The organism is Streptomyces sp. AC627_RSS907, assembly GCF_019049165.1.
Genome location: NZ_JAGMUE010000020.1, coordinates 51182 through 69944, shown reverse-complemented (window position 1 = coordinate 69944; position 18763 = coordinate 51182). Strand labels below are relative to the sequence as shown.

Sequence of the window (18763 nt, the reverse complement as noted above, 5' to 3'; positions counted from 1 at the left end):
GGGGTGCGTACCCCCCGGGGTCAGCACTCCGTAATCAAGCGCTCACAGAACACGACCACTTGGTCAAGAGGGTGAGTGGCCGGGCCAGGGGCCGTGATGCATCATTGGGGCGACCCGAGTCGATCAGGGTCCGGCCCTCTGACCTGCGCGGTGGTGGTGGATGTCGAGCAGCGCTCCCCGGCGCGGCCTGCTGGGCAGGCACCATGAATGCGGGGTGCTGGACCACGTGGTCTCCGACGCCTGGGCGGGTCGCAGCCAAGTGGTGGTCCTCCGGGGCGAACCAGGGGTCGGCAAGACCGCACTGGTGGAGTACGTGACACGGAGCGCATCGGGTTTCCAGGTGTTCCGGGCCGCCGGTGTCGAGTCCGAGATGGAGCTGGCCTTCGCCGGCCTGCACCAGCTGTGCATGCCGATGCTGGGCCGCATCGACCGGCTGCCCGGCCCTCAGCACGACGCCCTTGCCATCGCGTTCGGTCTGCGGGACGGGAGTGCGCCGGATCGGTTCATGGTGGGTCTGGCCGTACTCAGCCTGCTGGCCGATACGGCGGAGGACCGGCCGCTCCTGTGCGTGGTGGACGACGCGCAGTGGCTCGACCGGGTCTCCGCGCAGACTCTGGCCTTCGTCGCCCGTCGACTGCTGGCGGAGCGCGTGGCGTTGGTCTTCGCGGCGCGTCCCTGGGCCTTCGAGGCGGGCGACGATCCGTGGGCGGCGCTGCCGGAGGTCGAGATCGAGGGACTGCGCGACGACGACGCGCGTGCGCTGCTGGAGTCGGTGGTTCCCGGGCGGTTGGACGAACGCGTCCGGGAGCGGATCGTCTCCGAGACCCGGGGCAACCCCCTGGCCCTGCTGGAGCTGACGCGGGGACTGACCACGGTGGAGCTGGCCGGTGGGTTCGGGCGTCCCGACGCCCGGCCGCTGACCAGCCAGATCGAACAGGCCTTCGTGCGGCGTATCGCGTCCCTTCCGGACGGGGCACGGCGCCTGCTGCTGGCTGCGGCCGCGGAATCAGTGGGGGACCTGCCCTTGCTGCGACGGGCCGCGGAGCGGCTCGGGATCGACGCCGAGGCCGAGGGAGAGGCCGAGGAAGCGGGGCTGATCGAGTTCGGTACGCGGGTGCGCTTCCGTCATCCGCTGGTGCGCTCCGCGGCCTACCGTACGGCCTCTCCCTCAGAGCGCCGGACCGCGCACCTTGCGCTGGCCGAGGCGACGGCTCCCGAGTCCGACTCGGACCGGCGGGCCTGGCATCGTGCCCACGCGGCGGTCGAACCCGACGAGGCCGTGGCCGGTGACCTGGAACGATCGGCGGGCCGGGCTCAGGCCCGCGGGGGTATCGCGGCGGCGGCCGCGTTCCTGAGGCGCGCGAGCGAGCTGACGCCCGACCCGGGCAGACGCGGCATGCGGGCGGCGGCCGCGGCGCGCGCCTCTTTCGAGGCAGGGGCTCCCGAGGTGGCGCTCGAACTCACCTCCGCCGCGCGAACGCTTCCGATGGACAAGGCCCAACAGGCCCGGCTGGCCCGGCTCCGCGCCCAGATCGCCTTCGCCCGCCGGCGCGGCGGCGAGGCGCTGCCGCTGCTGCTCGACGCCGCCGCCCGGCTGGAAAGCGTCGACGAGGGCCAGGCGCGTGAGACGTACCTGGAAGCAGTCGGATCGGCGGTCTTCGCCGGCCGTCTCGGCAGACCCGGCGGAGCGCGGGAGGTGGCCGAGGCCGCCCTCGCCGCCCCTGCCGGACCGCGACCGCCCCGGCCTGCGGACATGCTGCTCGACGGCCTGGCGACCTGGTTCGCCGAGAGCCCCGCCGAAGGCGCGTCGCTGCTGCGGCCGGCGCTGCTGGCGTTCCGGCGGGCCGCCGAGCACGATGACGACGACATCGTGCGCTGGCTCTGGCTGACGTGGCTGGCCGCCGGCGACATGTGGGACGACGAGACCTGGCACGCGATGACCACGCATGCCGTCCGGGCGGCCCGCGAGACCGGCGCCCTCAACTTCCTTCCGCTGGCCCTCTCCTACCGCGCAGCCGTCCATGTGCACGCGGGAGAGTTCGACCAGGCGTCCGAGCTGATCGACGAGTCCGACAGTCTTACCGAGGTGACAGGCAACTCGCCCCTCGGGTACGCCCGTCTTCTGCTCACCGCCTGGCGTGGCGACGACGTCCAGGCGGCGGAGCCGATCCAGGCCGGCGCCCGGGAGGCGGCCACCTGGGGAGAGGGCCGGGCCATCGGTCTGGCCCACTATCTGCTCGCGGTGCTCCACAACGGTCTCGGCCGGTACGGGGATGCCCTCGCTGACGCCGAAGCGGCGGCGGCACACGAGGACTTGGCGGTCACCGGTTTCGCCCTCATGGAACTCGTCGAGGCCGGCGTCCGCGGTGACGCCCCGGAAGCGGCCGCGGCGGCGCTGATCCGGCTGGAGGAGCGGGTCGGCGCGAACGGTACGGAGTGGGCCCTCGGCGTCCTGGCCCGGTCCCGAGCGCTGCTCAGCGACGGCCGGACCGCCGACTGGCTGTACCGGGAGGCCGTCGCGCACCTCGGACGCACCCGGGTGACCGTTCATCTGGCCCGCACCCACCTGGTGTACGGCGAATGGCTCAGCCGCGAGAACCGGCGCGCGGACGCGCGTGAACAACTGCGTACGGCGTTCGACATGCTGCACGGTTGTGGAGCGAGGGCCTTCGCGGAGCGCGCGCGTCGCGAACTCGCCGCCCTCGGGGAGTCCGTGCGGAGTCATGAGGCGGGCGTATACGAGGCCCTCACCGCACAGGAAGCTCACATCGCCCGACTGGCCGCCGAGGGCAAGACGAACACGGAAATCGGCGTCGAACTGTTCATCAGCGCACGCACCGTCGAATGGCATCTGCGCAAGGTCTTCACCAAGCTGGAGGTCACTTCGCGCACCAGGCTCCGCGAAGCACTGGGCGGCATCTGACGGTCCTTGTTCCCACCGTCCCTTATGGCTGGTGCACACCTGGACGCGAAGGAGGAGGCCGAGTCCGGCGGACTTACCGGACTCTCCGTACTGAGAGTCTCCCACCACAGGGCGACCCATGCCGCGCGGCCGGGTTTACCGTCGGCCTCGGCGGTGGTCTGGTGACACGGTGCGGAGGATTCAGCCTTCACGTTCCAGCCGGTTCAGGCAGTCCGTGGTCTGCTCGGTGAGCCTGCCGTAGGTTCCCGGATTCCCGGCCCGCGCACCGGCTTCTTCGCCGTCTGCCGCTTCCCCGGCCGCCCTCGCGCCCGGGTCTCCTTCTTCACGGAGCCGGCGGCCTCGGTGGCCACGGCCGCCCCGGTGACGGCACCGTCGTCCGCACCGGCCCCGCGATGGCGGAAGCCGCCTCCGTGACCAGGTCCGTCAGGGTGCCCAACGCCCGCTGCACGGAGCTGAGGTGGGCGACAACGACCGCCAGCTCCCTCTCCAGCGCGTGCTTCTGGATCTCCGGACGGGCCAGATCCTCCCGAAGACTCCCAGCGGTGGTCTCGATGTGGTGCGCCGCGCGAGTCGCAGGGGCCGTGTCTTCCTCTCATGCTCGGACATCCTTCGTAGAGGCGTACTCTTCACCGCGGACGCGCCCGGCCTCGTCCGCCTCCGGGGCGGGAAACGACAGGCGCAGCCGGCGCAGCTTCTCCGAGGTTTCCCGCATGCGCGCGTCGACGGTGTCGAGGGCTGCCCGGAGCAGGTGCGCACGCGCCTCCAGCACGGCGGCCTGCGCCGCTAGGAAGACGCCGGCGGCGGTGCCGTCGGGCTCGTGGCGATCGTGGGTCATCAGACGTCCTTCTTCGGCCGGAGTCGTGGTCGGCGCGCCGGGCTCGCTACCGCACTGACCGGGCGGCCGGGGGAGTTGTGACAGAAGTTGCAGCCCCGGTCCGCGTACCGCCGCCGGGGCCCGTGGCGCAGCCGTCCCCGCAGCCCCGGAACGACGGGCCGGCCGGAAGACGGCGCTGACCTCACCCTCCTCTCCCCAGTACTTCTGCTCCGGGTACGGGGACGACATGGCGGTTTCCCTTCCTGCGGCGGCCCGCGGTCCGTCTCCCGGTCGGCGGCCGGGAGACGGACGGTCGGTGTGCGGTCGACATCCCGGTGGCGGATGTATCAGCCGAACATGCCGGGCTCGTAGCCCCCGGCGGGCTGCCGGTTGATGATGTTGATGCGGTTGTACGCGTTGATGATCGCGATCAGGGAGATCAGCGCGGCGAGCTGGTCCTCGTCGTAGAACTTCGCGGCGTTCGTCCACACCTCGTCCGGGACTCCGCCCGCGCTGTCCGCTATGCGTGTGCCGTGCTCGGTCAGTTCCAGCGCCGCGCGCTCGGCGTCGGTGAAGACCGTGGCCTCGTGCCACGCGGCCACCAGGTTCAGGCGCTGCTGGTCCTCACCCGCGGCGAGGGCGTCCTTGGTGTGCATGTCGATGCAGAAGCCGCAACCGTTGATCTGGCTGGCGCGGATCTTCACCAGTTCCTGGGTGGCGACGGGAACGGCCGCGTGCACGGCGGCGTCGGCCGAGCTCAGGTGCCTCATGACCTTGCCCGCCAGGGCGTTGCCGAAGTAGTTGATACGCGCGTCCATGAAGGAACCTCTCGACAAGGGGGACTCGTTACCATCCACTGACCGAGCCACCCGTCGATCTGTGACACGCGACGCGGGGCCGGCGGCCGTCAGCGGGTCTGGTCGGTGGGACGGATGAGGATCTCGTTGACGGCGACGTGATCGGGCTGGGTGACCGCGTAGAGCACGGCAGCGGCGATGTCGTCCGGGTCGAGGGTCCGCATGGATTCGGCCATGCTGTTCGCCGCGGCTTGCATGGCTGGATCGGTGATGTGGCTGGTCAGCTCGGTCGAGACGAACCCCGGCTCGATGACGACGACCCGTACGCCCTGCTCGGTGACCTCCTGTCGCAGGGCTTCCGAGAAGGCGGTGATGCCGAACTTGGTGGCCGCGTAGGCGCCGCTCGCCGCCGATGAGATGCGTCCCGAAGTGGAGGAGATCTGTACCACGGTGCCCTTGCTCGCGAGCAGATGAGGCAGCGCCGCGTGCACCGTGTACATCGACCCCAGCAGGTTGGTCTCGACCATCCGCGTCCACTCCGTGATGTCCGCGCCCAGGATGGCCCCGCTGAGCATGACGCCCGCGTTGTTCACCACGACATCGAGTGCGCCGAAGCGCTCGACGGTCGCCGCGACAGCGTCGCGCACGGAGCGGGCATCGGTGACATCCATTTCCAGGACGAGCATCTCGCCGGAGGCTTCCCGGGCCAGCGAGGCCAGTCGGTCGGCTCTGCGGCCACCGACGGCCACCCGAGCGCCCGCCTTGGAGAGGGCGCGCGCCGTCGCGCGGCCTATGCCGGACGAAGCGCCCGTGACCAGGACGACCTTGGCGTCAAGAGAAGTGTTCATGTTTCCTCCGGAAGTTGCCGTCGGCACTAAGGTGACCGAGCGGTCATGTTGATGAGCCTAACACTGAAGATGACCCCTCGGTCATCTTCAGTGTTAGGCTTAAGACGAAAGGGCTCAGGACGAAAAGAGGCGGCATGACGGACACGACGCCCGCTTCCGGTCCCAGGGCGGACATGATCCGCAATCGGCGTCTGCTGCTCACGGCGGCGACCGAGGCCTTCGCCGAGGGCGGGGTCGATGTGTCGATGAGTGAGATCGCCCAGCGGGCCGGCCTCGCCAAGGGCACCGTGTTCCGGCACTTCGCGTCGAAGGACGATCTGCTCGCGGCGATCATGCTGCAACTGCTCGGCCGGCTCACCGATCTGGCGGCCCGCCTGCTGGAGGCCGACGACGCGGGCACGGCGCTGCGCGACTTCATGACCGCCGGTGTCGAGGCGCTCGCGGCCGACCAGGCGTTCTGCGACGTGATCGGCCGGCCCTCGCTGCAACACGCGGAGGTACGGGACGCGATCGGCCGCCTCGGAGACGTGGTGGAGGACCTCACGGTACGGGCGAAGGAGCGGGGAGCCGTCCGCGCGGACGTCACGGGGACGGACGTCATGTTGCTTCTCGGCGGTATCCACCAGACAGCGGCCCCCCTGCTGGACACGGACCCGCTGCTCTGGCAGCGCTATCTGGAGCTGACGCTCGACGGACTGCGCGACTCCGGTGCCCGCACCCTGCCGCATCCGCCGCCCGTCCGGCTGCGTCTGTCGGCTCCCTCCACGCCGAGCTGACCCGTCACACCGCCGGCGCGGCCGGACCGTGTCACAGCGGGCGATTCCTCTCGGTCTTGGTGTCAGAAACCGAGAGGAACAGAGGACACCGTGCGGGAGATCCTGATCGTGGGTGGTGGTTACGCGGGTTTCTACACCGCGTGGGGCCTGGAGAAGAGGCTGCGGCGGGGCGAGGCTCGCGTCACCGTGGTCGACCCTCGTCCGTACATGACGTCCCAGCCGTTCCTGCCCGAGGTGCTGGCGGGTTCGGTCGAGGCCCGGCACGCGGCGGAGGCGTCTGCGCCGGACCCGTCCGGTCGCGGGCACGGGGACGGAGATCCGCCACAGCGAACGTGGGGTGACCGTCCGGCCGGAGACCGGGGCCCGACTTCGACCTCTCCTACGACGTACTGGTGGTGACGGCCGGCGCGGTCACCCGCACCTTCCCGATCCCGGGGGTGGTCACCGCCGCCCTCTACGGGCGCGACGTCGTCTCGCTCGCGTCGGTCCAGCGCCCGCGGGACGCCTTCGTCTGCAAAGGCGTGCCCCGCCACGGCGAACGGCTCGACGACGCGGTCGCCCGGTGAGCCGGTTCTGACGACGCGGTCGCCCGGTGAGCCGGTTCTGACGACGGCGACGCAGCGGCGGGTGCCTGTGCAGGCGGTGGCCGCCGTGCGCCTGCCCGCGGACCTCGCGTTGGAAGGCTCCGTGATATCGGAAAGGTGTCACAGTGTCTTCCTCAGCCCGGTCCAGCCGGTACTACGAGTACCGTTCCCCTGTGCATGCGCGTCACGGTGACGGTGGCGTCGCGGTGCCGTTCGAGAGGAGGACGCGGTATGGACCACGTCGGTGACACGGTGCCGATCACTGAGTTGCTCGACGAGCGCCGGCATCTGCTGGAGGTCGCCCACTGGATGCTGGGCAACCGTGTCGCCGCGGAGTCAGTGCTCAACGACGCCTACCAGCGGTGGTACGCGCTCTCCGGTCCGGAGCGGGCGCGGGTGGCGACGCCTCGGGCGTGGCTGGCACAGACCGTCGGCGGGATCTGCCTGGGACGGCTGGCGGTGCCCGACGGGAACGGACCGGCGCCGGACACCGGTGAGCGTGGTGGTGCGGAGCTGCGGGGGGAGGTCGGCGCGGTCCTGGAGGGGGCCCTTGACTCGCTGTCACCCGCCGAAAGGGCGGCGTTCGTGCTCAACGACGTGGCCGGGATGGCGCCATGCACGGTCGCGGGTGTCGTCGGACAGTCCGGGCCGGACAGCGCCGCACTGGTGGACCGGGCACGCAGGAGTCTCCGGGCCCGCCGTGCGGAACCCACACCTCGGCACCGGCAGGACGAGATCGCCGGCTCGGTACGACAGGCGTGCTCCGACGAGGACGCCGACCGGCTGGCGGCGCTGCTGGCTCCCGACGCGACCGTCGTCTACGACGGCGGAGGCAGGATCCGCGCACTGACCCGACCGGTCAACGGCAGCGCCCAGGTCGCCCGCAGCTTGCTGACGCTGCTGGCTCGCCACCCTCGCACCACCTTGGACACCCATTCCGTCAACGGGCGCACCGGCCTGGTCGCCCGCTACGACGACCAGGCCGCCGCCGTCATCACGCTCGACATCGCCGGCTCCCGGGTCGTTCAGGTCTGGGTGATGCTCAACCCCGACAAGCTGCGCTCCTGGAACCAGCCCCGGTCGTGACGCCCAGGCATGCTCTCCGCCTCTCCACAACGTACCTGCACGGTAGCCCGTCATCGTTCACCTGGTGTGGACGCGGGCGCACCGACAGGTTGTTGACAGCCGGGAGCCGGGTCCGGCCGCCCACTGTTGAGCACCGCGCCGCCCGCCGTCACAACTTGGTCGTCTGCGCGGTCATACGGACGAGCCGGACCGACTGGCACACCACGACGGCGAGGAGGAGAGGATGACGTACGTCATCGCACAGCCCGGTGGCCGTATTCACCGTCGGTAAGGAAGAGGCCACTGATGCCGACCTGTGGTTCCCGTTCTGACCGAAGGGACAGACCCTCAGGAAGAGAGCGTGATGGTCGTCGGCGTACCCTTCCACGCCATCCGCGCGTAGGGACACAGTGAGTTGGCCTTCTCCATCAGAGGGGTGGCCACCTCCGTGTCCACACCGGGCCACGTCACCACCAGATCGACGCACAGCAGATAGCCCCCGTCCCCCGGGTCCCGGCCGAAGCACACGGTCGCCGCGACCGAGATGAGGTCAGGATCAAGGGCCTCCTGCCGGGCCAGCAGGCTCAGCGTCCCGTGGAAACACGCGGCGAATCCGGCGGCGAACAATTGCTCGGGGTTGGTGCCCTGGCCGTCACCACCCAGCTCGGAGGGCATGCGCAGATCGAGGTCCAGGACGCCGTCGGCCGAGCGCGCCCGTCCGGACGCCCGTCCGTGCGCGGCCGCACCACCGCTGACGGTCACCGTCGTCTCATAGATGGGCGAGAACGAGTCCCCGTCGAAGTCCTTCTCGGTCGACAAGGTGGGCAACTGAATCCGCTCGGGCACGGGATGACTCCGATGTTGTCACTGCAGGGAGGGTCCGGACTACTGGATGACCGACGAGTCGTCTTGTGCGTGACGCCTACCCGGCGCCGACCCAAGAGAACACTCGACAGCCGGTCAGTCGCCGAGGGACCCGACATAGGGAGAGAGTTTGTCCGGGTTCATCACCCACATGATCCGGTCGATGCCTTCCGTGGACACATCGACGGACAGCAGGGCTACCGCGTTCCCATCGGACGAGACGAGCACCGCGGGCCGGCCGTTCGCCTCGACCCACCGGGTGTCCGCCGACGGCCAGAAGCGTGGTGCGAAGGCCGCGAGATAACGAGACACGTGAGTCCGTCCGACGACCGGGATCCGGGACGCGCCGCGGATCCCGCCGCCGTCCGAGTAGCTGACGACGTCTGCGGTCAGTACGTCCTCCAGCACCGAGAGATCGCCCGTCCGCGCCGCGGAGAGGAACACCTCCAGCAGGCGCCGGTGGGCCGTCGGGCTCACCCGCTCCCGGCGTTCGGCGGACAGGTGCTTGCGGGCCCGGCTCACCAACTGACGGGCGTTGGCCTCGTTCGTCTCCAGCATGTCGGCAACCCGCCCGTAGGGGTAGACGAAGGCTTCTCTCAGCACGTAGGCGGCGCGCTCCACGGGATTCAGCTTCTCCAGGAGCAGCAGCACCGCCAGCTCCAGGGCCTCGGCCCGCTCCGCGCCCAGTTGCGGGTCCTGCCTGGTGTCGACCGGCTCCGGGAGCCAGGGACCGACATAGGCCTCCCGGCGTACGCGTGCCGACTGGGACAGGTTGATCGCAAGTCGGGTGGTCACCGTGGTCAGGAAGGCGGCCGGCTCGTGCACGGTCGTCCGGTCGGTGTTCTGCCACCGCAGCCAGGTCTCCTGCACCACGTCCTCGGCCTCCGCGGTGCTGCCCAGGATGCGGTACGCGATGCCGAAGAGCCGCGGACGCGCGGAGATGAAGTCCTTCGTCGCTTGAGCGAGGGTGTCGCGAGGGGCACCGGCGTGCATGGAACGGTCCCTTCTGACTGGGGCACTGACCATGCTACAAAAGTGGCACACCGATTCACCTGGTGCGTGCACCGTGGCATTCACGACACCCCGCTACGGAGAGGCGATGGTCTTCACCGCGCTGCGCTCGCCGAGGAACTGCGCACCGGCGACGTCGCGGTGGTCGGCTCGCAGGAGTGTCGCCGAGGAAGGCGAGAGCGCCGGGTTCGACGGGGAGTTCTTCCGCCCGTCGGGGATCGGTACCGGAGGGCCGATGGTGCGGCACGTAGGACAGGCGCGGAGCCGATCCTGTGACACCCGCGCTTGTCACAGATCCGCCGCGCGCCTGGTCAACACCGACGTGCGGCGGTGGCTCCCGGCACACGGCCGTCATACGGCTCACGCCTCGTCGACTGTGACTCACGCCATGCCGCAGGCTGTCACAGGCCACTCTCCTGGCCGGTCAGAAGGGCATCACCACGTTCTGTACACAACGAACGTCGAACAAAGGATGCCACGTGACTGCCAACACCACCGACCGGGGTTTCTCCGGTCACGTCGCCATCGTCACGGGTGCGGGTTCCGGTATCGGGCGGGCCACCGCCGTGGCCTTCGCCCAGGCCGGCGCGTATGTGCTCGGAGTCGGCCGCCGGGAGGGCGCCTTGAAGGAGACCGCCGCGGGCCACGACAACATTGCCGTCCTGGCCATCGATGTCTGTGCCGACGGAGCACCCGCCGAGATCGTCTCCCACGCTGTGCAACAGTGGGGACGTGTCGATCACCTGATCAACAACGCCGGCGCCACAGCGGTCATGCCGCTGGCGGAGACCGAGAAGCAGGTCGTCCTCGACCTCCTGGCGCTCAATGTCGTCGCTCCGAGTCTGCTGGCCCACGAAGCCCTGCCGCACCTGCGCAAGACGTCGGGCACGATCATCAATCTCTCCAGCACCTATGGCCATCGCCCGATGGCCGGCGGCGCCCACTACTCGGCGACCAAGGCGGCCATCGAGCAGATGACGCGCAGCTGGGCCCTCGAACTCGCCGGCGAAGGGATCCGCGTCAACTCCGTCGCCCCCGGGCCCACCCGCACGGACGTCATGCTGCACGCCGGCCTCACGCCGGAGGCGGCCAACGACATGTATGCCTACGAGCGCGAGCGCATCCCCACGCATCACATCGCCTCCGCCGACGAGATGGCGCACTGGATCCTGCGCATGGCCGAACCCGCCGGACGCCACGCGACCGGCCAGGTGGTCACCGTCGACGGAGGACTGGAGCTCATCTGACACATCTGGGTGGCGCTCGGCGTCGGTGCGCGGACCTCTCCCGGGCTTCCTGCCGCCGGTCGAACGACCGGCGGCAGGAAGCCCGGGAGAGGCTACTTGCTGAGCCACAGGTCAGGGCCGAACACCTCGTAGTGGATGTCTCTGGGGCTCAGGCCGTGGGCGAGCAGGTCGGTACGGACGGCCTTCATGAAGGACAGCGGGCCGCACAGGAACGCCGTGGTGCCGGGTGCCGGGGCGAGGCGGGTGATGTCGGCCCAGCCCTTGTTGACGTGGTCACCGACGGCGTCCGGGTGATCGGTGTCCTCGTACCACACGTGCAGCGAGGCGTTGGGGAGCCGTCCGACGAGTTCGGAGAGTTCGAGCCGATGGGCGTGGTGGACGGGTGAGCGGTCGGCGTGGACGACGGTCACAGGGCGGTCCGGTGACACGGTGGCCAGGTGCTCCAGCATGGCCAGCATCGGCGTGACACCGATGCCCGCCGAGGCGAGCAGGAGCGGGCTGCCGCCCTCGGGCAGAAGGAGGTCACCGAAGGGCAGGGAGACCTTCAGGGTGTCGCCGGGCCGGGCGTGGGCGTGCAGCCACGACGAAACCTCCCCTTCGGGCACACGGCCGTCGATGGAGCGCTCCCGCTTGACGGTGATGCGCCAGGTCTTGCGGCCGGGAGCCGTGGAGAGACTGTACTGCCGTATCTGGTACGCGCCGTCGGGGAATCCGGCCTGAACGCTGACGTACTGGCCGGGAACGAACGGTTCGGTGGGCGCTCCGTCGGTGCGGCGCAGGACGATGGAAACGGTGTCCAGGGACTCCTCATGGCGTTCGGTGATCTCCATGGTCCGCCAGACGGCGCCGTCCTCGACCTGGGCCTGGGCGTACAGGCGCGCCTCCATGGCGATGAGGGCGTTGGCCATGAGCCAGTAGACCTCGTCCCAGGCGGCTGCCACCGCCGGGGTCACCGCGTCACCGAGGACCTCCGCGACGGCTCCCAGCAGGTGACGGGCGACCAGCGTGTACTGATCCGCGGTGATGCCCAGCGAGGCGTGCTTGTTCGCAATGCGGCCCAGCACCGCGTCGGGGCGCTCGTCAGGATGCTCCACGAGTGCGGTCGCGAAGGCGGCGACCGCGCCGGCGAGGGCCTCGCGCTGGGCGCCGTTGGCCTGGTTCGCGCGGTTGAACAGGCCACGCAGCAGTTCGGGACGCTCCTCGAACATGTGGCGGTAGAACAGCTCGGTGATGCTACCGAGAGAGGCTTCTACAGCGGGGAGGGTGGTGCGGACCACCTGCGCCGACTGACTGGACAGCATGCTGACTCCAAACTGGTACACAAGATGCGTATTTTGGTGTGTGGCACGGACTTGCCTGCCGTATCCGTGTCTGAACGGTTGACCGAACAGCGGCAGGATGTGTGACACCGAGTCGGATCCTGGCCGGCTGACCGCGCCGGGTGTGCGACACACTGTTGGCTCACAACGTGTCGAAGTGCGGTAGCCTCGTCCACGTGTTCCCCGGACGTCTGCCGATCCCCCGCGAGCCGGCGTTCGGGGTCACCTGATGTGGCGCCGGTCCGTTCCCTGCCGGCCTCTCCCCAAGGCCCACTTCTTGGGCCGCGTGCGGCGATCGTCCCTGATGAAGGATGTCTCATGCCTGCGATCCTGATCCACGGAGTCCCTGACACCCACCATGTATGGGACGGCGTGCGACAGCACCTGACCAGGCCCGATGTGGAAGCCTGGGACTTGCCCGGTTTCGGCGCCCCGCGCCCGGCCGGTTTCGGCTCCGCCAAGGAGGAGTACGTCGACTGGCTCATTCGACGGCTGGAGCGGATCGGCGAGCCGGTGGACCTGGTTGGTCACGACTGGGGTTGCATACTCACCCTCCGCGTCGCCTACTTGCGTCCCGATCTGGTCCGTACCTGGGCCGGAGGCAATGGGCCGATCAACTCAGAGTACGTCTGGCACCCGTTGGCCAAGATCTGGCAGGACCAGGTCGAGGGCGACCGCTTCATGAGCGAACTGCGGGCGGAGCCCTTCGCCGAAGGCCTGGCGGCCGGCTTCGACGTGCCCATCGGCCTGGCCAGGGAGATGGCAGGCCGCGTGGACGAGCCGATGAAGGACGCCATCCTCAGGCTGTACCGGTCCGCGGTCACCCTGGGGGCGGAGTGGGAGCCGGGGCTGTCCGCCGTGTCGGCGCCGTGCCTGGTCTTCTGGGGAGCGCTCGACCCCGCCTGTCAGATCGAGTTCGGGCGCAAGCTCGGCGCATCCCTGCACGCCCCAGCGGTGATCGAGATGGACTGCAATCACTGGCCGGTACTCCAGCGGCCCGCGGAGGTGGCCGAGATTCTCCAGGGTCACTGGAGCACGCAGTGAGCGGGTGACGAGCGCGCCGGCCGGATGCCCGACGCCCCGGCCGACTGGTACGCGGCCGTCGCGGAGCGATGTCCCCCTGCACCTGGGTGCCAGCCGGTGCGCGGTCTACGACAGCAGATCCCCCGGGCGCCCGCCGAGCTCCCCGCCGCCCGTCGGCTCAGGGCTTGGCCGCGCGGTACAGACCGCGGCCGACGCGGCGGACGCGTGAGGTGCCGACCAGACGGTCGAGCGTGCTGCGGACGGCGTTGATGCTGCCACTGTCGGTGTCACGGCCCAGGGCGGAGGCGACATCGCGGGCACGCACGTCGATGTCTCCGGCTTCGGCGAAGTACGCCAGAATCTGCTCGGTGAGCTTGCCGTACCTTGTCAGGCCGTCGGCACCGCCCTCACCAGCGGCAGCGGTGTGGCCGGCCGTGTGTGTAGGTGCCGCCGTCGGGGACTGCTCCACCACCGGCGGCACCGACACGGGGCCGGCTGCGGCAGATGACGGAGGCGCCCCGGGCATGAGGGCCTGAAGAGCGCTGAGGGCTCGCTGTACGGAGCCGAGGTGAGCGGTGACCGCGGACAGCTCTCTCTCCAGAGCCTGCTTCTGGATCTCCAGCCGGGCCAGATCCTCCTGAAGGCTCTCGGCGGTGATCTCGATGTTGCGAGCCGTGGGTGTCACGGAGACCATGCGTTCCTCTCGTCGTCCTCAACCCCTGTTGCGACCTCCGACCCCTGTTTCGGCGGGGCCGCCTGATGCACCGGCTCCCTCACACTGCCCAGCATCGGGGATGCTACCTGGACATCATATGCAGTGTCCCCGCCGTGGACCTCGAGGACGGCTGGTCTCGGAACACACTGATGAGTGAGTGTTTGCTTCTCGGCTGTCTGATTCATCTGGCTGAGCTCTCGCGCCAGTTGTGGGTGACTTCGTGGGTGAGGCGACGGGTCATGAGGTTGGAGGGTGTCGTATCTCGCTGGCGTGGTTGGCCGGCGGAGCGACAGCCGACACGAAAAGGCGTGGTTGCCTTCCAGGGGGGAAGCCGCTGTCGCGGTGCTTCCCTTTGATGTCACACACATGTCGACCGTTCGGTCTTCTCACGTGAGAAGTGGTGCTGAAGCACCCACCCGCTTTGCGCACGCTCCCCCCACCTGGCGAATCCCCCCGAGCAGTGTCCGTTCCCCACGCAGGAGGTGTTCCATGGATTGGCGCGACCGGGGCCTGTGTCTACGCGAAGACCCCGATCTCTTCTTCCCGATAGGCAATATCAACAGTGGTCAGGTGGTGATACAGACGGACCAAGCGAAGTCCGTCTGCCGTCGTTGTCCCGTGACGCAGCAGTGCTTGGCGTGGGCCTTCGCCGTCGGCCCGGTCGAGGGCGTCTGGGGCGGTATGACGGAAGGAGAGCGTCGCGCCGCACGACGGCGCGCGGCGCGACGGCCGGCGGTGACGAAGACAGCCGCGTGAGCGCGGGTGAAATGGGCGGGGTGGCGGCCCCGGCCCAGGACCACCCCGCCCATCTCGGCGTCCGGTCAGGCCGCCGGGGCCACCTTGATGCGCAGATCACGCTCGAACCTCCCGCGGACGTCGGAGATCACGGCGTGCCGCGCGGTGAAGCCGACCGTGCTGTGGACCGGGTCGATGGTGTGGGCACCGGCCACCCCCGCGTACGGACCGGGGTCGGCAGAGACAGCATGAGCGTGCTGAACGGACATGGTGGTGAGTCCTCGGCGATTGCTGTCTGTCGATGACACGGTGTGCCGGAGACGAAGAAGGGGCCTGCCGTGCCGCAGTGTGGACGACAGGCCCCACCCGGCGGCTCAGTGCTGCTGTGCGAGCCAGTCGGTGAACCGGGTCTCCGCGATGTGCGCGTCCGGACCGGGGAGCAGCGTGGTCTCCCGCAGCTCCGCACCGAAGTACGGCGCGTGTACGTCGGTCACGACCTCGCGCGGGTCGTTCGTGGCGGCCAGGCCCTTGCGGATCAGCTCGTCCAACTGGAACACGTCGGGGCCGGCGACTTCCACCACCCCGTCCACGGGAGTGCCGACGGCTGTGCGGCCGACGGCAGCGGCCACGTCGTCGGAGTAGATGGGCCGGATCTGGACCGGGGCCAGGCGCACGGTGTCACCGTCGGTCGCCGACTCGGCGATGCCCTTCATGAACTCGAAGAACTGCGTGGCGTGCACGATGGAGTACGGGATGCCCGAGTCCTTGATCAGCTCCTCCTGCGCCTGTTTGGCACGGAAGTAGCCGCTCTCCTGGAGCCGCTCCGTGCCGACCACGGAGAGGGCCACGTGGTGGGTGACACCGGCGTCGGCCTCCGCCTTCAGGAGGTTGGTGGTCGAAGTCCGGAAGAACTCCATGACGGCGTCGTCCGCGAAGGAAGGCGAGTTGGAGACGTCGACCACGACCGAGGCGCCGGTCAGGACCTCGGCCAGACCCTCGCCCGTGAGCGTGTTGACGCCGGTGTTGGGAGCGGCCGGCACCGCCTCGTGACCATGCTCGTTGAGCTTGGCGACCAGCTTCGAGCCGATCAGTCCGGTGCCCCCGATGACTACGACCTTCATGTGGGAAACCTCTCAGGATGGTGTGATGCCTTCTGTACCAGGAATGACCGGGTGCGCATGTTTTCTGTGACGAGGACACGGCGTATCCAGCACTTCCGGTGGATGAGAGACGGCTATTCGACGAGCTTTCCCTCGGTGGAGACCTCCGCCATGAGGGACGCGACCTCCTCCGGTACGGGGGGAATGTCCCCGCGCACTGCGCCGCCGCGACGGACCCGTACGGTCACTCGCGCGAGGGTGCGATGGCGCCGGGAACGGCCCTGATGCTGCTCATACCGCACTGAACCGAGCGTGTGTCAAAGGGCCCCGGCGACCGCCTTGCTGCGCATCAGGAAGTCCGACAGGTAACTGTCGTGGGGCACTCCGGGAGCCATCCAGTAGGTCGGGTGGCCACCGACGTACACATTGGCGATGGTGGGTTCCGCCAGCAGCGCCTCGACCAAGGCGCGGTCGCGGGTGAGGGCTGACAGTACGAGCGTGTCCCGCAGTGCGGCGGTACCGTCCGCACGGCTCCAGGGCGCCACCCATACGCAGGGGAAGGGGAGTTCGGCGCGAAGCTGGACCGCACCGGCGTCGCCGACCTGATGGACGGCGGGACGCAGGACGGCACTTCCGTCACCGAGGTCGTCGACGACGCCGTCGCCGCCGAGCCAGGCCCGGGTCCCCGCCGCCACGGACCTCAGGTAGGAGTCCAGGGCCCGTGCCCGGTCCAGCGGGCACACCGGAAGCACCGCCCGCGCATCCTGGGGCGGCAGACCGGGCAGCCGGGACAGACGGTCCGCGACGGCCTCGGCGAGCGGTGCCGGATCGCCCTCGACGAAGACGGCGGTGGCGTTGACGCACGCGGTGCCGCCCTCGTCGGCGACCGAGCCGACGATCATGTCGAGGTGCTCCCGCCAGTCGGTGTCCGCGGTGACGAGGATCTTGCTCCGGCCGGGGCCCTGCGGCAGCACCCGGGGATCGCGGGCGTACCGGGCGACCACCTCGTCGCCGCCGTACACCACCGTGCGATCGGCACCGTGGATCAGTGTGCCGGCGGTGTGGTGGTCCGTGGGCAGCAGTACCAGCTGGTCCTGCCGGACACCCGCCCGGTGCAGCGCCGCGACGAGCCGGTGCGGGGTGAACGGTTCCCGACGTGAGGGGCGCACGGCGACGCGGTAGCCGAGGGCCAGCGCCTCCAGCCACAGCCGATGGACCCCGGGATGGTTGCCGGAGGCGTTGACGGCGAACACCTCGCCCCGGCGGGCCCATACGGCTTGCCCGGTCCCCAGCGACGGGTCCCGGAGGCCGGCGCCCGCCCCGCGCGGCCTGCCCTGTTCGGCGGATGTCCGGGCCAGAGCGACGAAGCGTGCAGTGTCCCGTGTCGCGGCGCGCACTACCGTCAGCGGGGTACCGGAGGTACGGCTGACCAGGTGTTCGTACGCGCGTACGCCCAGTCCGCCGACGGTGCCGGTGGCGAACTCCTCGCCGGCCGCTCCCAACAGTGCGTCGACGTCAGCCGCCGGCACTGCCTCGGCCTCGCGCAGCGCGGCCAGCGCCCGGCCGACGTACACCGGCGGCACCAGACTCAGCCGCGCCACCTCGGCACCGGACACGTCGGCCACCGTGCTGGGCACCCGCGTCCGGTAGGGCCCGCGGGGACCCAGCGCGTCCAGGTGGACCGGCCCGGTGACCTCCTCGGCGGACGTCATCAGTACACGCCCTCGATCACTGTCTCGCCCCGTACCGCGGGCATCGGCGCCACGTCCGCGACGGCATCGCCCGCCTGACCGCCAGCCGGCCGCACGCGCACTGCCGTGTCGCGTTCCGCGTTGTTGGGGATGAGCATGGACTTGCTGACGTGGCTGACGACCACCCGGCCCCGCTCACCGAACCCGACCGGCTCCCCGGTGCCGGGGTCGACGACGGACAGGAACACGTACGGCGACACCGGGTCGAACACGCAGGGCTCCGAGGCGCCGGGACCGACCCGTTCGAGCAGCGCGGTGAGCATCATGGTGTTGCCGTACATGCCGATGAGCGGTGTGCCGGGGAAGACCTCCGTGGCCAGCAGGTGGCGAGTTTCGGGGTCCATGTGGGTGCCGCCCCAGACGATCGCCTCGACGGAGCCGTTGATCCGCTCCAGGAGGTCCTCCTCGCGGGCGAAGCGCTCCAGCAGCGGGGTGGTGGCGGCGAGTACGCCGATGTCCTGGGTCAGCAGGATCCGTCGGCACTGCTCGACGAGGTGGTCGGTGTAGGACTCGACCTCGTCGCTCCGGCCCGCGGCGACCAGCTTCTTCACCCAGCGGGGGTCCATGTCGATGCTCAGCCCCGGGCCGCCGAGGGACCCCGCCGCCCGCTGGAGCACATCCCCCACCAAGTGCGGGCCGGTCGGCGCCACGGTCAGCCACGGCCTGCCGACGGGCAGGCCGTGCTCCCGCAGTCGCCTGCTGACGTGTTCCGTGCTGTGCCGTGCCCAGTCCTCGAGCTGGACGACCCGCTTGGGCGCCCCGGTCGTCCCGCCGCTGTCGAAGACGTTGACCAGCCGGGTGCCGCCCCCGTAGCCCCGGGGGATCAGGTCCGCCACCGCAACGTCGCGCAGTTCGTCGGTCACGTCAGGGAAGAGCGCAAGGTCGTCGACGCCCTTGACGTCATGCCGCGGACAGAAACCGAACCGGCCGGCCCGGTCGAGCCAGAAGCGGGAGCCGGTCGACGGGCTGAAGTGCCAGCGCATGGCCGCCCGTACGAACTCGTCCGGGTGGACGCCGTTGAACGGTCCGGCGTCCAGGACGGAGGGGGACTCGTACATCAGGATGTTCCTTTCTCGCCGTATGAGATGGCGTATGAGGTCAGAGGGCGTCCGGTCACCGGTCGAACGGTTCGAGGGCGACGGCGGGCCGGCGGTCGAACCGTGGGGCGTGAGCGCCGGTGCTGTCGGCCAG

Annotated in this window: 17 protein-coding genes and 1 pseudogene; 7 read left to right on the top strand and 11 right to left on the bottom strand. The window is 70.0% G+C overall.

The window, feature by feature from the left end; genetic code table 11:
- The first annotated feature begins 160 nt into the window (after positions 1-160).
- Positions 161-2923 (top strand): LuxR family transcriptional regulator, encoded by a 2763-nt coding sequence (locus tag KUM32_RS06425; RefSeq protein ID WP_217140814.1) that lies wholly within the window; start codon positions 161-163, stop codon positions 2921-2923.
- Positions 2924-3515: 592 nt separating this feature from the next.
- Here the strand turns inward: KUM32_RS06425 and KUM32_RS06420 are convergent.
- The 3 genes from KUM32_RS06420 to KUM32_RS06410 all read right to left on the bottom strand — a co-directional run bounded on the left by KUM32_RS06420 (position 3516) and on the right by KUM32_RS06410 (position 5382).
- The gene (locus KUM32_RS06420; RefSeq protein WP_217140813.1) at positions 3516-3758 is read right to left on the bottom strand and encodes a hypothetical protein; all 243 of its coding nucleotides are present in this window, start codon (positions 3756-3758) and stop codon (positions 3516-3518) included.
- Between the two features lie 326 nt (positions 3759-4084).
- A complete protein-coding gene (locus tag KUM32_RS06415) occupies positions 4085-4555 on the bottom strand; it encodes a carboxymuconolactone decarboxylase family protein (RefSeq protein WP_217140812.1) in 471 nt (156 codons plus the stop codon).
- Between the two features lie 89 nt (positions 4556-4644).
- A complete protein-coding gene (locus tag KUM32_RS06410) occupies positions 4645-5382 on the bottom strand; it encodes an SDR family NAD(P)-dependent oxidoreductase (protein WP_217140811.1) in 738 nt (245 codons plus the stop codon).
- A gap of 134 nt (positions 5383-5516) precedes the next feature.
- On the opposite strand from KUM32_RS06410, the gene KUM32_RS06405 reads away from it, so the two are divergent.
- The 3 genes and pseudogenes from KUM32_RS06405 (at position 5517) to KUM32_RS06395 (ending at position 7828) form a co-directional block, all read left to right on the top strand.
- Entirely contained in the window at positions 5517-6158 is a 642-nt protein-coding gene (locus KUM32_RS06405; RefSeq protein WP_217140810.1) for a TetR/AcrR family transcriptional regulator, read from the top strand.
- Between the two features lie 90 nt (positions 6159-6248).
- Positions 6249-6613: pseudogene (locus KUM32_RS06400) on the top strand (FAD-dependent oxidoreductase); the annotation flags it as partial.
- Between the two features lie 360 nt (positions 6614-6973).
- On the top strand, positions 6974-7828 hold the full coding sequence (locus KUM32_RS06395) for an RNA polymerase subunit sigma (protein WP_217140809.1): 855 nt from the start codon (positions 6974-6976) through the stop codon (positions 7826-7828).
- 327 nt (positions 7829-8155) lie between these two features.
- Here KUM32_RS06395 and KUM32_RS06390 read toward each other — a convergent pair whose 3' ends face one another.
- Both KUM32_RS06390 and KUM32_RS06385 read right to left on the bottom strand, forming a co-directional pair.
- The gene (locus tag KUM32_RS06390) at positions 8156-8653 is read right to left on the bottom strand and encodes an Ohr family peroxiredoxin (RefSeq protein ID WP_217140808.1); all 498 of its coding nucleotides are present in this window, start codon (positions 8651-8653) and stop codon (positions 8156-8158) included.
- Between the two features lie 114 nt (positions 8654-8767).
- Positions 8768-9664 carry an RNA polymerase sigma-70 factor gene (locus tag KUM32_RS06385; RefSeq protein ID WP_217140807.1) on the bottom strand — a complete coding sequence of 299 codons (897 nt, stop codon included), beginning with the start codon at positions 9662-9664 and terminating at the stop codon, positions 8768-8770.
- 497 nt (positions 9665-10161) lie between these two features.
- Between KUM32_RS06385 and KUM32_RS06380 the strand changes: the two genes are divergently transcribed.
- Positions 10162-10929 (top strand): SDR family NAD(P)-dependent oxidoreductase, encoded by a 768-nt coding sequence (locus KUM32_RS06380; RefSeq protein WP_217140806.1) that lies wholly within the window; start codon positions 10162-10164, stop codon positions 10927-10929.
- A gap of 92 nt (positions 10930-11021) precedes the next feature.
- Here KUM32_RS06380 and KUM32_RS06375 read toward each other — a convergent pair whose 3' ends face one another.
- The gene (locus tag KUM32_RS06375; RefSeq protein ID WP_217140805.1) at positions 11022-12230 is read right to left on the bottom strand and encodes a globin domain-containing protein; all 1209 of its coding nucleotides are present in this window, start codon (positions 12228-12230) and stop codon (positions 11022-11024) included.
- Between the two features lie 336 nt (positions 12231-12566).
- Between KUM32_RS06375 and KUM32_RS06370 the strand changes: the two genes are divergently transcribed.
- Complete coding sequence (locus KUM32_RS06370; RefSeq protein WP_217140804.1) at positions 12567-13292, top strand: alpha/beta fold hydrolase; 726 nt, start codon at positions 12567-12569, stop codon at positions 13290-13292.
- A 157-nt stretch (positions 13293-13449) separates the two neighbouring features.
- On the opposite strand, the gene KUM32_RS06365 is transcribed toward KUM32_RS06370, so the two are convergent.
- Entirely contained in the window at positions 13450-13965 is a 516-nt protein-coding gene (locus tag KUM32_RS06365) for a hypothetical protein (protein WP_217140803.1), read from the bottom strand.
- Between the two features lie 510 nt (positions 13966-14475).
- On the opposite strand from KUM32_RS06365, the gene KUM32_RS06360 reads away from it, so the two are divergent.
- Positions 14476-14742 (top strand): WhiB family transcriptional regulator, encoded by a 267-nt coding sequence (locus tag KUM32_RS06360; protein ID WP_217140802.1) that lies wholly within the window; start codon positions 14476-14478, stop codon positions 14740-14742.
- A gap of 65 nt (positions 14743-14807) precedes the next feature.
- Here KUM32_RS06360 and KUM32_RS06355 read toward each other — a convergent pair whose 3' ends face one another.
- From KUM32_RS06355 to KUM32_RS06340, 4 genes are all read right to left on the bottom strand, one after another.
- Positions 14808-14990, bottom strand: coding sequence for a YceI family protein (locus KUM32_RS06355; protein ID WP_254405119.1), 183 nt, complete (start codon positions 14988-14990; stop codon positions 14808-14810).
- 105 nt (positions 14991-15095) lie between these two features.
- Positions 15096-15842: an SDR family oxidoreductase gene (locus tag KUM32_RS06350; RefSeq protein ID WP_217140801.1), complete on the bottom strand. Its 747-nt coding sequence runs from the start codon at positions 15840-15842 to the stop codon at positions 15096-15098.
- Positions 15843-16138: 296 nt separating this feature from the next.
- Positions 16139-17533 carry an aldehyde dehydrogenase family protein gene (locus KUM32_RS06345; RefSeq protein WP_217140800.1) on the bottom strand — a complete coding sequence of 465 codons (1395 nt, stop codon included), beginning with the start codon at positions 17531-17533 and terminating at the stop codon, positions 16139-16141.
- A complete protein-coding gene (locus KUM32_RS06340; protein ID WP_217140840.1) occupies positions 17533-18633 on the bottom strand; it encodes a phenazine antibiotic biosynthesis protein in 1101 nt (366 codons plus the stop codon). Before KUM32_RS06340 ends, KUM32_RS06345 begins: the two co-directional genes overlap by 1 nt.
- Positions 18634-18763 lie beyond the last annotated feature (130 nt).